Source organism: Rhodococcus wratislaviensis, from assembly GCF_041228765.1.
Taxonomy (GTDB): Bacteria; Actinomycetota; Actinomycetes; order Mycobacteriales; family Mycobacteriaceae; genus Rhodococcus_F; species Rhodococcus_F wratislaviensis.
This window is the reverse complement of the sequence record NZ_CP150488.1, coordinates 6,423,874-6,439,375: the sequence shown is the minus strand read 5'-3', so window position 1 is coordinate 6,439,375 and position 15,502 is coordinate 6,423,874. Positions and strand designations below refer to the sequence as shown.

The following is a 15,502-nucleotide window of genomic DNA, read 5'->3' as shown; positions in this document are numbered from 1 at the left end:
GAATGCGGCGTGGGCGGACGTCGTGGAGCGGCACGAGTCGCTGCGGACGGTATTCCCGGTCGGCGACGAGGACGCGCACCAGGTCGTGCTGCCCGCAGCCGACGTGGTGTCCGATCTGACCCCGACCCCGGTCTCGGACGAGCAGGACCTGTACGCGCGGATGCGTGAACTCGGCGCCACCGGATTCGACGTCACCGAGACGGTGCCGGTGCGGGTCGCCTGCTTCGAGGTGAACCCCACCGACCACATCCTGATGATGGTCGTGCACCACATCTCGGCCGACGGTGCGTCGCTGGCGCCTCTGTTCACCGACATCATGACCGCCTACGCGGCGCGTGCCGCCGGCAGTGCTCCCGGCTGGGAACCGCTGCCCGTCCAGTACGCCGATTACGCGCTGTGGCAGCGTGAGTCGCTGGGTGACGAGTCCGACCCAGAATCGCTGGTCGCCCGCCAGCTCGGCTACTGGCAGCAGGCGCTCGGCGGGCTCCCCGAGGTGCTCGAGTTGCCGACCGACCGGCCCCGGCCGCCCGTGCAGTCGCTGCGCGGTGCGTCGGCACGGTTCACGATCGACGCGCAGACCCACCGCGGGCTGCTCGCGATCGCCCGAGAAACGAACTCGACCCTGTTCATGGTCGTGCACGCCGCGCTTGCGGTCCTGCTCGAGCGGCTGTCGTCGCAGACGGACGTCGCCATCGGCACGCCGGTCGCCGGCCGCGGCGAGCAGGAACTCGACAGGCTCGTCGGCATGTTCGTCAACACCCTCGTGCTCCGCGCGTCGGTGCGCCCCGACGACACCTTCGCCGACCTGCTGGCCCAGGTGCGCGCCACCGATCTGAACGCGTTCAGCCACAGCGACGTTCCGTTCGAGCGTCTCGTCGAGGTACTCGACGTCCCGCGGTCGACGGCGCACCAGCCGCTGTTCCAGGTGGCGTTGTCGTTCGACAACAACGAGTCGGTCCGGATGGAGTTCCCGGGTCTCGAGATCTCCGCACTCGACGCCCCGCTCGAGGTCGCAAAATTCGACCTCCAGCTCAGCGTCGGCGAGCGCTACGTCGACGGCGCCGCCGCAGGTATCGCCGCGACGTTCAACTACTCGACCGACATCTTCGACGAGCAGACCGTCCTGAGCTTCGCGGACCGGTTCGACCGGATCCTCCATGCCGTGTCGGCCGACCGCGACGTGGTCCTCGGCGACATCGAGATCCTCGACGCCGCGGAGAAGGCCGCGATCGCCCCGGTCCGCGGACCGCAGTCGATCGAGCCGCGCACACTGCCCGAGCTGCTGCGTTCGGGTGTCGAGATCTCGCCGGAATCGGTCGCGGTGTCCTTCGAGGGACGCGAGGTCACGTACCGGGAACTCGACGAGCGGTCGAATCAGCTGGCGCGCGTCCTGATCGATCGGGGCGTGGGACCGGAGAACTATGTCGCACTGGCGATCACGCGTTCCGTCGAATCCATCCTCGGAATCTGGTCGATCGCCAAGGCCGGCGGCGCCTACCTGCCCGTCGACCCGAAGCTTCCGTTCGAGCGGATCGGCGAGATGCTGTCCGATTCGGCGGCGGTCCTCGGACTGACGGTCGCCCGCCATCACGACGACCTTCCCGGCACGGTGCCGTGGATCGTCCTCGACGATTCTGCGGCGGCCGAGGAGATCGGTGCCCGCGCTGCGGGCGCGGTGGAAGACACGGATCTGCGGCGCGCGCTGACGGTCGACCACCCGGCGTATCTCATCTACACCTCGGGTTCGACGGGTAAGCCGAAGGGCGTGGTGGTCACCCACCGCGGTCTGGCGAACCTCACCCGCGAGGTGCGCGAGCATTACGTCGTGTCGCCGAACTCCCGATTCCTGCACGTCGCGTCGCCGAGCTTCGACACGTCGGTCGGGGAGATGCTCGCCGCGTTCAGCGCGGGCGCCACCCTGGTGATCTCGCCCGCGGACGTCTACGGCGGCGACGAACTCGCCGACCTGATCCGCCGCGAACGGGTCAACAACGTGGTCATGACGCCGACCGCGCTGATGACCGTCGACCCGGACGGGCTCGACTCCGTCACGTCCGTCGTGGTCGGTGGCGACACCTGCACACCGGAACTCGTGGCACGGTGGGCTCCCGGCCGCGAGATGCGCAACGCGTACGGTCCCACCGAGACCACGGTCATCGTTACCATCACCGAACCGATGGTGGCGGGTGAGCGTGTGACGATCGGTTCGCCGCTGCGTGGCGTCGAATCCCTCATCCTCGATTCGCGGTTGCGTCCGGTGCCGGAGGGAGTTCCCGGGGAGCTCTACATCTGCGGTCCGTCGGTGACCCGTGGCTACCACAACCGTCCGTCGGTCACGGCGGAGCGGTTCGTGGCCAACCCGTTCGGCGAACCCGGCGCGCGCATGTACCGCACCGGCGACGTCGTGCGCTGGGCGGACGGGCATCGGGTGGAGTACGTCGGCCGGTCCGACTTCCAGGTGAAGGTCCGCGGGTTCCGCGTCGAACTCGGTGAGATCGACGCCGCCCTGGCCGCACAGCCGGAAGTCGAGTTCGCCGTCACCGTGGGTCGCGAGAATCCGGCCGGGCTGACGACCCTCGTGTCGTACGTCCTGCCCGCCGACGGTGCGACCGTCGATGCGGAATCGCTGAAGTCGGTTGTCGGCGAGACGCTTCCGCCGTACATGGTGCCGTCCGTCGTGATCCTCCTCGACGAGATCCCGCTGACCGGCATCGGCAAGCTGGATCGCGCGCGGCTGCCCGAGCCCGAATTCGTCACCGCGGGTGCGGAATTCCGTGCCCCGACGACACCCGGGGAAGAGACGATCGCAGGCATCTTCGCCGACGTGCTCGGGCTCGAGCAGGTCAGCGTCGACGACAGCTTCTTCGACCTCGGCGGAAACTCGCTGAGCGCCACCCGTGTCGTGTCGCGGGCCGGACAGGTCTTCGGTCGCCGCATCGGAGTGCGGGAACTGTTCGAGGCGCCGACGGTCGCGGGCCTGGCCGCCCGCATCGGCACCCCGGACGAGAACGTCCGACCGCGGCCCGTCCTCGCGCCGCGGGAGAGGTCTGCCTTCGTCCCGTTGTCGCTGGCGCAGTCCCGGATGTGGTTCATCAACCGCTTCGACCCGGACTCGCCCGCCTACAACATTCCGCTCGCGGTCCGGTTGACCGGTGCGCTGGACGTGGACGCGCTGCAGGCCGCCGTGTTCGACGTGCTGGAGCGTCACGAGTCGCTGCGCACGATCTACCCGGACTCGCCGGACGGCCCGCATCAGGTGATCCTTCCCGCCGACCAGGTCCGGCTGGACCTGACGCCCGCCGCGGTGTCGGACGACGAGCTGCGCGAGCAGTTGGTGGAGATGGTCACCGCCGGATTCGACGTCACCGCCGACCTCCCGCCGATCCGGACGCGACTGTTCGAGGTCGGCCCGCAGGACTACGTGCTGGCACTCGTCGTGCACCACGTGTCCACCGACGGCGAATCCACGGCGCCGTTCGTGCGCGACGTCATGGTGGCGTACGCGTCGCGGGCGGCAGGCCGGGAACCCGGCTTCGCTCCGCTCCCGGTGCAGTACGCGGACTACGCGATCTGGCAGCGTGAACTCCTCGGCAGCGAGGACGACCCGGACAGCCTGATCGCCGCCCAGCTGGCCTTCTGGAAGAAGACGCTGGCCGGCGTGCCCGACCTGCTCGAGCTGCCGGTGGACCGGCCGCGACCGCCCGTGCAGTCCCTGCGCGGGTCGCGGATCGACTTCACCATCGACGCCGAGGTGCACCGCGGTCTGGCAGCACTGGCCCGCAGGCACAACGCCAGCGTGTTCATGGCCGTGCACGCCGCGTTCGCGGTGCTGCTCAGCCGCCTGTCCGGCACCGAGGACATCTCGGTGGGCACCCCGATCGCAGGCCGCGGTGAGCGCGAACTCGACGACGTCGTCGGCATGTTCGTGAACACCCTCGCGCTGCGGGTGCAGGTCGACGGGCAGCAGACGTTCGACGAGATCCTCGATCGTGCCCGGGAGGCCGACCTCGAGGCGTTCTCGCACGCCGACGTCCCGTTCGAGCGCCTGGTCGAGGTCCTGAACCCGGCACGCTCGATGGCCCACCATCCGATCTTCCAGGTGGGCTACTCGTTCCAGAACACCACGAAGGCCGAGCTGGAACTGCCCGACCTCACCGTCACACCGCTCGAGGTCGAGGGCGACACCGCGCAGTTCGACCTGCATCTGATCCTGGGCGACAGCCCCGAGGGGGAGCAGATGTCGGGCGTGTTCACGTTCGCCACCGACCTGTTCGACGCCGTCACCGTGAAGCGTTTCGCGGACATGTTCCGCCGCGTCCTGGCTGCTGCGGTGGATTCGCCCGGGACCGCGGTCGGTGACCTGCCGCTCGCAGGCAGCGACGAGCGCGCGCTCGTGGTGTCCGGATGGAACGACACCGAGCGGGTGTTGCCGGAGACGACGCTCGCGGACATGTTCGCGTCCGCCGCCGCGGAGAACCCGGACGTCACCGCTCTCGTGTTCGAGGGCGAGTCGCTGACGTACGCCGATTTCTCGACGAGGGTCAACCGGTTGGCCCGGCACCTCGTCGGCCGCGGGGTCGGCCCGGAAACCGTGGTCGGCCTGGCGATTCCGCGTTCGGTGGAACTGCTGGTCGGAATGTACGCGGTCGCCGCGGCCGGCGGCGCGTACCTGCCGATCGACCCGGACCATCCGGCCGACCGCACCGCGTACGTCCTGGAGAGTGCGCAACCCGTCTGCGTCCTGACGACCCGCGCCGTCGCCGGGGGACTGCCGGGCGGCGTCGACCACCTCCTCCTCGACGAACTGGATCTGCGCGGAATCGACGCGTCTCCGCTGACCGACTCGGAGCGGATCGCACCGCTGCGGCCGGAGAACGCCGCGTACGTGATCTACACGTCCGGCTCGACCGGTCGCCCGAAGGGTGTGGCGATCGCGCACCGTGCGATCGCGAACCAGTTGCGCTGGAAGCAGTCGGAATACCCGCTCACCGCGGAGGACTCGGTGCTGCTCAAGACGGCGGCGACGTTCGACCTGTCGGTGTGGGAGTTCTGGTGGGCGCTGACCGCGGGCGCACGTCTGGTCGTCGCCACACCGGACGGACACCGCGACCCGTCGTACCTGGCCGCACTCGTTGCGGAGCAGCAGGTTTCGACGGTGCACTTCGTGCCTTCGCTGCTGTCGGCGTTCGTCGCGGTGGCGGAGCCGGCCCAGTTGGTGTCGTTGACACGTGTGCTCTGCATCGGTGAGGCACTGCCCGCCGACACGATGCTCCGGTTCCGCGACGTCTCCGACGCGGAGATCTTCAACCTGTACGGCCCCACCGAGGCCGCTGTCAGCGTCACCCACTACCGGTGCGGCGACGAGCGCGACGGTTCGGTCCCGATCGGCAGGCCCGAATGGAATACGCAGACCTACGTTCTCGATTCGCGTCTGCACCCTGTTCCCGCCGGCGTCACAGGTGAGCTCTATCTCGCGGGCGAGCAGTTGGCGCGCGGGTACTTCGGCCGCCACGACCTCACCGCGGAACGGTTCGTCGCCAACCCGTTCGGCGCGGCCGGGCAGCGGATGTACCGCACCGGTGACCTGGTGCGATGGAACCGGGACGGCAACCTCGACTACGTCGGCCGGAGCGACTTCCAGGTCAAGGTCCGCGGTTTCCGGATCGAGCTCGGCGAGATCGAGCGGGCGCTCGTGGCGCACCCGTCGGTGGCGCAGGGCGTCGTCGTGGTCCACCACGACCGTCACACCGGGGACCGGCTCGTCGGCTACGTGGTGCCGGAGCAGGGCGACTCCGTCGACGACGCCGACGTGCTCGCGTTCGCCGGCCGGTCGGTGCCGGGCTACATGGTGCCGTCCGCGCTGATCACCCTCGACGCATTGCCGCTGAACATCAACGGCAAGCTCGACCGCAAGGCGCTCCCCGAACCCGAGTTCGGCGGCGCCGCGGACCATTACCGGGCCCCGCGTACCCCCGTCGAGGAGATCGTCGCGGGTGTCTTCGCGGACGTGCTCGGTCACGAGCGGGTCAGCGCGGACACGAGCTTCTTCGACCTCGGCGGCAACTCGCTCGTCGCGACGCGGGTGGTCGCCCGCATCAACGCCGCGCTCGACACGTCGATCGGTGTGCGCGAACTGTTCGAGGCTCCGACGGTGATCGCGCTGTCGGCTCGCGCCGAGCAGTCCGATTCGGCGGGCGCGAGCCGCCCGGCGCTGGTGCCGCAACCGCGTCCCGCCCGGATTCCGCTGTCCCCGGCACAGTCCCGCATGTGGTTCATCAACCAGTTCGACACGGCGTCGGCGGCGTACAACATTCCGCTGGCGATCAAGTTGACGGGCCACCTCGACGTCTCGGCGCTCGAACAGGCACTCGGCGACGTCGTCGAACGCCACGAGACGCTGCGCACGACGTACCCCGACACCGGCGACGGTCCGGGCCAGGTCGTGTTGTCGCGGGCCCGGAGTTTCACGTCTCTGGACGTGGAGAACGTCGCCGACGAGAACGCGCTGCGTGAGCGTGTGGTCTCTCTCGTCACCGCCGGTTTCGACGTCGCGCAGGCCGTCCCGGTCCGCGCGCGTCTCCTGCGGATCGATGCCGAGCAGCACGTGCTGGTCATCGTCGTGCACCACATCTCGTCCGACGGCGCCTCGACGGCACCGCTGGCGCGCGACGTGGTGATCGCCTACAGCGCCCGCGCCGCCGGTTCCGAACCTGCGTGGGCACCGCTCGACGTCCAGTACGCGGACTTCTCGCTCTGGCAGCACGAGTTGCTCGGCGACGAGAACGCGTCGGATTCGCTGGCGGCCAAGCAGATCGACTACTGGCGGACCACGCTCAGCGGTCTGCCGGACGTGCTGCCGTTGCCGACGGACCGGCCGCGTCCGCCCGCGCAGTCGATGCGCGGCGCGAACTTCGACTTCGAGATCGACGCGGAACTGCGCGACCGGCTCGGGGCGCTGGCGCGCGAGCACAATGCGTCGCTGTTCATGGTCGCGCACGCGGCACTGTCGGTGCTGCTCGCTCGGCTGAGCGCCACGGACGACATCGCGGTGGGTACCGCGATCGAGGGTCGTGGCGAGGCCGCGCTCGACGACCTCGTGGGCATGTTCGTCAACACGCTGGTGCTGCGCGCCCAGGTCGACGTCGACGCGACGTTCTCCGACCTCCTCGCGCAGGTCCGTCAGCACGACCTCGGTGCGTTCACGCACACCGACGTGCCGTTCGAGCGGCTGGTCGAGATCCTCCAGCCGGAACGCTCGACGGCATTCTCGCCGCTCTTCCAGGTGGCTCTCGCGTTCCAGAACATCGAGCAGGCGCACCTGGAACTGCCCGGCCTGACGGTCGAGGGGCTCGACGGTGGGATCAGTGCCGCGAAGTTCGATCTGCAGCTCACGCTCGCCGACGCAGCCGATGCGGACGGGGACGCGCCGATGCGGGGCGTCTTCACCTACGCGACGGATCTGTTCGACGAACGCACGATCGCGGCGTTCGCGTTCCGATTCCAGCGCATCCTCGAGGCGGTCACCGCCGACGCCTCGGTGCTGATCGGGGACATCGACGTCCTGAGCGAGAACGAGCACGAGGTGCTGGCGCCCGTGCGCGGCGCCGACAGCGCCGCACCCGAGCTCCTGTCGAGCATCCTCGCCACCGCCGCCGCGGTGGATCCCGACGCCGTCGCCGTCGTGTGCGGCGACGAGCAGGTCACCTACCGTGAGCTCGACGAGCGCTCGAACCGTCTCGCCCGCGTCCTGATCGGCAGGGGCATCGGGGCCGACGACTTCGTCGCGCTGGCGCTGACGCGTTCCGTCGAATCCATCCTCTCGATCTGGGCGGTCGCGAAGACCGGCGCGGCCTTCGTCCCCGTCGACCCGAGCTACCCGTTCGACCGGATCCTGCACATGGTCACGGACTCCCGTGTGGAGGTCGGTCTCACCACCGGCGCCCACGTCGGCGAGCTGCCCGACACCGTGCGGTGGCTGGTGCTCGGTGAGGACGAGATGGACGGCGACTGCGCGTCCGTGTCGTCCGAGGCCGTCACGGACGCCGATCGCATCCGCCCGACCCGGGTCGACGACGCGGCCTATGTCATCTACACGTCGGGCTCGACGGGTCTGCCCAAGGGCGTCGTCGTCACCCACACCGGGCTGGCGAACGTCACGACCGAGCAGGTCGAGCGGCTCCGGCTCACCCCGCAGTCGCGGGTGCTGCACTTCGCCTCGCCGAGCTTCGACGCATCCGTCTTCGAGTTGCTGCACGCCGTGGCCGCCGCGTCGACGATGGTCATCGCGTCCGGCGTCGTGTACGGCGGCGACGAACTCGCCCGGTTGCTGAAGAAGCAGAAGGTCACACACGCGTTCATCACGCCCGCGGCTCTCACCACGGTCGACCCGGCCGGGTTGAACGGCATCGAGGTGCTGTCGGTGGCCGGCGAGGCGTGCCCGCCGGAACTCATGCAGAAGTGGGCACCGGGCCGGCGCATGTTCAACCTGTACGGCCCGTCCGAGGCGACGATCTGGAGCACGTCGAGCAACCCGATGAAGGCGGATCAGCCCGTCACCATCGGTGGTCCCACCCGGGGCGTCGACGTGGTCGTGCTCGACTCCCGGCTCACGCCCGTCCCGGTGGGGGTCGCGGGTGAGCTGTACGTGGCGGGCCCGAGCGTGGCACGCGGCTATCACAACCGGTTCGCCCTGACGGCGGAGCGATTCGTCGCCAACCCGTTCGGCGGTCCCGGTGAGCGGCTCTACCGCACCGGCGACGTCGTCCGCTGGGTGCCCGACGGGGAGACCGGCGACCTCGTCCTCGACTACGTCGGCCGGTCCGACTTCCAGGTGAAGGTCCGCGGGTTCCGCATCGAACTCGGCGAGATCGACGCCGAACTCGGCAGCCACCCGAGCGTGGACTTCGCGGTCACACTGGGCCACCACCGCGAGCAGACCGGTCAGACCGTGCTGGTGTCGTATGTGATGCCGGCTCCGAGCGCGTCGATCGACGTCGCGGAACTGTCGGCGTTCGTGTCCGAGACCCTGCCCGGGTACATGGTGCCGTCGTCGATCATGGCGATCGACTCGGTGCCGCTGACGCCCGCCGGGAAGCTCGATCGCAAGGCGCTTCCCGAGCCGCAGTTCGTGTCGGCGGCCGGCGAGTACTGCGCGCCGTCGACGCCGATGGAGAAGGCCATCGCCGACGTCTTCGCGCAGGTACTCGGTGTGGACCGCGTCAGCGTCGACGACTCGTTCTTCGCCCTCGGCGGCGACAGCATCGTGTCCATCCAGCTGACGACCCGCGCGAAGAACGCCGGGGTGCTGTTCACGGCGCGGGACGTCTTCGAGCGCAAGACCGTCTCGGCGCTGGCCGACGTGGCCGCCTGGGCCACCGACGTCGAGTCGGTCAAACTCGAGGAGCTGCCGGGCGGCGGCGTCGGATCGATTCCGCTCACACCCATCGCGCACTGGCTGGTGGAGACGGCAGGGACCTTCGAGAAGTTCTCCCAGGCGGTTCTGCTGACCACCCCGCCCGCGGTCACGCGGGATCAGCTGGTGGCCACGGTGGATGCGATCCTGGACCGCCACGACATCCTGCGGTCCCGGCTCACCCGGACCGGGGACGACTGGGCGTTCGAGGTTCTCTCCACCGAAGAGGCATTCGGTGCGGCGGATCTGATCGAGCAGATCGAGTTCACCGACAAGCCGGGAACGGACGGATTCGAGCGGCTGGCACGCGCGGCGCTCGACCGTGCGGCGGAACGGCTGGATCCGGCGTCGGGCCGGATGACGCAGTTCGTGTGGTTCGCTCCCGCGGCGTCGTTGCCGGGGCAGAGCGGCCGCCTGCTGGTGCTCGCGCACCACCTCGTCGTCGACGGGGTGTCCTGGCGAGTGCTGTTGCCGGACTTCGCGACCGCGGGTTCGCAGATCACGGCGGGACAGCCGGCGCAGCTCGAAGCGGTCGGCTCCTCGGTCCGGGCCTGGGCACACGGACTGGTCGCGGAGGCGAAGTCGCCGCACCGCGTGGCGGAACTCGACTTCTGGCGCGGGATGCTCGCGGGCACCGATCCGCTGATCGGACAGCGTGCGTTCGATCCCGCACGCGACGTGATCGCCCGGACCGACCGCCTGAGCATGACGTTCTCGACGCAGGTGACGCAGGCGCTGCTCACCACGATCCCGCAGTCCGTGAACGGCGGTGTCAACGACGGCCTGCTCGCGGCTCTCGCACTCGCGGTCGCGCGCTGGCGTGGACTCCGCAACGGGACCGAGGATCGCTCGGTGCTGATCAACCTCGAGGGACACGGCAGGGAAGAGGCGACCGTGCCCGGTGCCGACCTGTCCCGGACGGTGGGCTGGTTCACCAGCCTGTACCCGGTGCGCTTGGACGTCTCCCGCGCCGATCTCGCCGACGCGTTCGACGGCGGGGCGTCGACGGGCGCGGCACTGAAGGCTGTCAAGGAACAGTTGCTTGCCGTGCCCGACAAGGGCATCGGCTACGGGTTGCTTCGCTACCTGAACGAGGAGACCGCTCCGGCTCTGGCCTCGCTGCCGACTCCGCAGATCGGGTTCAACTACCTCGGTCGCGCGGGCTCGGTGGAACTGCCCGCCGAGATCCGGGATCTCGGCTGGATCCCCGACAGCGATTCGGGTGAGTTCGGTGGTGCCATGGACGACGAGATGGTGGCACCGGCGGTGCTCAGCATCAACGCGGTGACGTCGGAGACGGCGTCCGGTCCCCAGATCGAAGCCAAGATCGCGTTCGCCACCGAGATTCTCGACGAGGCGGACGTGTGGGAGCTCGCCGAACTGTGGCACGCCGCGGCGACCGCGCTGGCCGAGCACGCCTCCGGGCCGAACGGCGGCGGTCTCACGCCGTCCGACGTTCCGCTGGTGTCCGTGACGCAGGACGACCTCGAGGCGCTCGAGCGGCGCTACCCCGACGCCACCGACGTGTGGCCGCTCGCCCCGCTGCAGTCCGGAATGTTCTTCCATTCCGTTCTCGCCGAGGACGCGGTGGACGTCTACACCGCTCAGGTGGTCCTGGACTTCCAGGGCACGGTCGACGTCCGTCGGCTCCGCGGTGCGGCGGAGGCGTTGATCGCACGTCACGCGAACCTGCGCACGGCCTTCGTCCCCGACGATTCGGGGACCGCGGTCCAGGTGGTCGTCGACCGCGTCGCACTGCCGTGGGAAGAGCTCGACCTCTCCGGGCTGTCCGGGGCCGAACGTGAGGAGCGGATGAGTTCCGTTCTGAGCGGACATCGTTCGGCGCGGTTCGACATGAGCCGTCCGCCCCTGATGCGGTTCCTGCTGATCCGCACGGGCGAGAACAGCTACCGGTTCTCCATCAGCAACCACCACATCCTGCTCGACGGATGGTCGATGCCGTTGCTGATGAAGGATCTGCTGGTGCTGTACGCGACCCGCGGAGACGGTTCGGTGCTGCCGCGTGTGCGTGGCTACCGCGACTTCCTCGGCTGGCTGTCCGAACGCGACACCGACGCATCACGGAGCGCCTGGGCGCACGCACTGGCGGGACTGGACGGTCCGACCGTCCTGGCCCCGGCACCGACCAGCGAGGACCGCCCCGAGCCGGCCGAGTTCGCGCTGCACCTCGGTGAGGTGGTGAGCGAGAACCTGGCGCGCATCGCCCGGGACCGTGGCCTGACGATGAACACGATCGTCCAGGCTGCGTGGGGTCTGCTGCTGGCCCGGATGACGGCCTCGGACGACGTCGTCTTCGGCGCCACCGTGTCGGGTCGCCCGCCGGAGGTCGCGGGCATCGAGTCGATGGTGGGCCTGTTCATCAACACCATCCCGATTCGGGTGCGTATCGATCCCCGTGAGTCGCTCCTCGGACTGCTCGAGCGGCTGCAGGCGGAACAGTCGACGTTGTTCGACCACCACCACATCGGTCTTCCGGAGATCCAGCAGATCGCCGGAATCGGTGGGCTGTTCGACACGTTGACGGTGTTCGAGTCGTACCCGGTGGACCGCGCAGGTCTCACCGAGGACAGCGACATCGACGGGCTCCGGGTCGCCGGGGTACAGATCAGCGATGCCTCGCACTACCCGCTGAGCCTGCTGGCCCAGTCGGACAGCGAGCTGCAGCTGGTCCTGAAGTACCTCCCGGACGTATTCGGCGCCGACACCGTCGAGCGGCTCGGATCCCGACTGAACCGGATTCTGCAGACCATCGCGGCCGGCAGTTCCACGCTGGTGGGCGACCTCGATCTGCTGACCGGCGACGAACGCGAACTCGTCCTGTCCGGGTGGAACGACTCGGCGCACGACGTCGCCGACGAATCCGTGGTGTCGATGTTCGGCGCCCAGGTCGCACGCACGCCGGATCGAACGGCTGTGGTGGCGGACCATGTGCGCCTCACCTACGCCGAGTTCGATGCGCGGGTGAATCGTCTGGCGCGGCACCTGATGTCGATGGGTGTGGGGCCGGACTCGGTGGTGGGCATCGCGATGCGACGCTCGCTCGACATGGTGATCAGCCTCTACGCCGTCCACGCGGCGGGCGGGGCGTACGTGCCGATCGACCCGGAGCATCCTGCGGACCGCACCTCGTACGTGGTGGACAGTGCCATGCCGACGTGTGTGCTGAGCCTGGCCGACGACATCGCGAATCTCGACGTGGACGTGCCGGTGTATCTGGTCGAGGACTTCGACGTGTCCGAGTACGCGGACGGCCCGGTCGAGGATTCCGAGCGGCTCGCCGGGTTGCGCCCGGACAACCTGGCCTACGCGCTGTACACGTCGGGTTCGACGGGACGTCCGAAGGGCGTGGCGATCCCGCACTCGGCGCTCGCCAACCAGCTGGCGTGGATGCGGGACGTCTACGGCATCGGCGCGCAGGACGTGGTGCTGCAGAAGACACCGTTCACGTTCGACGCCTCGGTGTGGGAGCTGTTCCTGCCGTTGGTGGTCGGTGGCACCCTCGTGATCGCGTCGCCGGACGGTCACCGCGACCCCGAGTACATGGCAGCGACCGTGGGCACGGAAGCGGTGACGGTGATCCAGTTCGTCCCGTCCGTGCTGACCATGTTCCTCGACGCCGCGACGGCCGACCGGTGCGGTTCGCTGCGCCTGGTCTTCGCGGGCGGTGAGCCGCTGCCGCAGTCGGCAGCGGAGCGGGTCGCCGGTCTCGGTTCCGCGGAATTGGTGAACCTGTATGGCCCGACCGAGGTGACCATCAACTCGACAGCCCACGTGGTGGAGCCGTCGGGCACGGCGCCGATCGCGCCGATCGGTTCGCCGGCCTGGAACACGCGGGCCTACGTGCTCGACGCTCATCTGAACCCGGCGCCGGTCGGTGTTCCCGGTGAGCTGTACCTCGACGGTGCGCAACTCGCTCGCGGATACGTCAACAGTTCGGCGCTGAGTGCGGAACGGTTCGTCGCGAACCCGTTCGGCGATTCGGGTGCGCGGATGTACCGCACCGGCGACCTCGTCCGGTGGAACGAGAACGGCGTCCTCGAGTTCGTGGGCCGCACCGACTTCCAGGTGAAGGTGCGCGGACTGCGTATCGAGCTCGGCGAGATCGAGGAGGCGTTCGTCCGGTACCGCGACGTGGCGCAGGCCGCCGTCATCGTCCACAACAGCGAGGTGGGTGCGCGGCTCGTCGCCTACGTCGTGCCGAAACAGGATGCGACTCTCGACTCGGCGGCGCTGAACGGATTTGTCGCGGAATTGCTGCCCGAATACATGATTCCGGACTCCGTGATGGTGCTCGCCGAACTTCCGCTGGGTACCAGCGGCAAGCTCGACCGGCGCGCGCTGCCGGTGCCGGACTTCGCGTCGGCGGCAGATTTCCGGGCGCCTGGCACCGACACCGAACGTGCACTCGCGACCGTGTTCGGCGAACTGCTCGGCCGGGAGAGCGTCGGAATCGACGATTCGTTCTTCGAGCTCGGCGGCGACAGCATCGTGTCCATCCAGTTGGTGGCGCGGGCACGTGCGGCCGGTATCCACTTCACCGCGCGAGATGTGTTCGAGCGGCGCACCGTTGCCGAACTGGCCGCGGTGGCCGACTCGGGCGAGTCCGCGGCGGCCGTGCTGCAGGAGTACGAGGGTGGTGGCGTCGGAACGGTGCCGCTCACCCCGGTCGCCCGCAAGATGGTCGAGCGCGGCGGCGACTTCGACCGGTTCGTCATGCCGTTGCTGCTGACACTGCCCGCCGGGATCGGACGCGAGCAGGTGATCGCGACGATCACCGCCGTCGTCGACAAGCACGACGTGCTGCGGTCGACCCTCGTCACGTCCGGCGTGGAGGACGCGCTCGAGATCGCACCCGCGGGCAGCGTCGACATCGACGCCACCGTGCAGCGGGTGGAGATCGCGGCAGGCGACGAACCCGGTTCGCCGGAGTTCGATGCCGTGGCGAGTGCCGCCTTCGACGCGGCGCTGGATCGTCTCGATCCGCGCACCGGGTCGATGCTCCAGTTCGTCTGGTTCGATCCCGCCGAGGCGGATCGGCGCGGACGGCTCCTCGTGTTGCCGCACCACCTCGTCATCGACTCCGTGTCGTGGCGGATCCTGGTGCCGGACTTCGCGACCGCAGGCGCCCAGATCGCCGGCGGAACGGCGCCGTCACTCGAGCCGGTCGGAACGTCGCTGCGGCGCTGGACCGACGGTCTGCTGGAGGCGGCGGCGAGGCCGGAGCGGGTGGCCGAACTCGAGGTGTGGGAACACATGCTCACCGGCCCGGATCCGCTGCTCGGATCGCGTGAGCTGGACCTGGAAACCGATCTGATCAGCACGCTGGAACGGACCCGGGTGGATGTCCCCGCACCGGTCACCGAGGCACTGCTGGGGGGCACGCCGGGCGCGCTCGACGGTGAGATCGGCGACGTCCTCGCGGCTGCCCTCGCGTTGGCGGTGGCCGCATGGCGGCGCGACCGCGGAGTCGACGCTTCGTCGACGGTGGTCACCCTCGAGGGCCACGGACGTGAAGAGTCCACGGTGCCGGGTGCGGATCTGTCGCGGACGGTCGGCTGGTTCACCACGATGTACCCGGCGCGTCTCGATCTCGCCGGGGTCGACATCGCCGATGCCCTGCGGGGCGGCGCGGGCGCGGCGGACGCCGTGCACGCGGTGCGGGATCAGCTGAGCGCGATCCCGGACCGGGGAATCGGGTACGGGCTGCTCCGGTACCTGAACCCCGACACGTCGGCGGTCATGAGGAACTGGCCGGAACCGCAGATCGTGTTCAACTACATCGGACGCGTCAGCGCGGCCGAGGTCCCCGAGGCCGTGCGCGGACTCGACTGGCTGCCCGATTTCGAATCGCCCGTCACGGGTGGATTCGCGAAGAGCGCGATGCCCGCCCAGGCCGCCCTCGACATCCAGTCGGTGATCTCGGAAACCGAGGAGGGCCTGCAGTTGTCGGCGTTCATGTCCTTCCCGCCCGGCATCCTCTCGACGCCGGACGTGGACCGGTTCGGGGAGTTCTGGGTGGCCGCACTCACCGCGCTCGTGGCTCAGGCCGAGGAGCGATTCGGGCGCTGA

1 protein-coding gene (cut by a window edge) is annotated in these 15,502 nt (G+C 69.4%); it reads left to right on the top strand.

What is annotated here, in order from left to right; genetic code table 11:
• On the top strand, nucleotides 1–15,502 hold the final stretch of the coding sequence (locus WKC72_RS29925; protein ID WP_370180601.1) for a non-ribosomal peptide synthase/polyketide synthase. 18,224 nt of this gene lie to the left of the window's left edge; only the last 15,502 of its 33,726 coding nucleotides appear in the window; the start codon falls outside the window, past its left edge; its stop codon occupies nucleotides 15,500–15,502.